We start from the raw sequence: 460 nt of genomic DNA on the forward strand, positions 1-460 counted from the left end.
ACAAGCGACTTGGGAACATTTTGAATTAACCGATGAGATGTTTAATTAGATAAGCGCCCACAATCCAAAGTTAAGATAAAAAACAAATGAGACTAGGGATGTTCGACTTGGAGAAAAGGATGTTCAATAAGCTCTATACCGTTTTACTGGCAGTAATACTGCTTTGCAGTTGCTCTTCACATTCCGAGCTCGAAAAATTACATATAGGCATTTCCGCTTATGAAAAAAGTGACCTGATGGTAAAGCTGATATTTGACGATAGATTTTCCCCTCCCGCTGGTGCTATAGGCTGTTGCTGGGGGAACGCTCAAAAGAAAGGTGTGTTTTGGGGAGCTGAGATCCCACATAAAGTGGATGTTGAATGGCGAGACTACAAGCAAGCAAAACTTTACAGAGCTTCATTCAAAGTTCAGCGGAAGAAAGCCTACCATATAATTGACGAATTGACTCCTGTTACATT

Annotated in this window: 1 pseudogene; it reads left to right on the forward strand. The window is 40.7% G+C overall.

Annotation, left to right across the window (positions count from 1 at the left end):
* Positions 1-119: 119 nt before the first annotated feature.
* A pseudogene (locus CKO50_RS17265) lies at positions 120-460 on the forward strand (hypothetical protein); the annotation flags it as partial.

The sequence above is a fragment of the Pseudoalteromonas sp. HM-SA03 genome (assembly GCF_002289345.1).
In the GTDB taxonomy this organism is placed as follows: Bacteria; Pseudomonadota; Gammaproteobacteria; order Enterobacterales; family Alteromonadaceae; genus Pseudoalteromonas.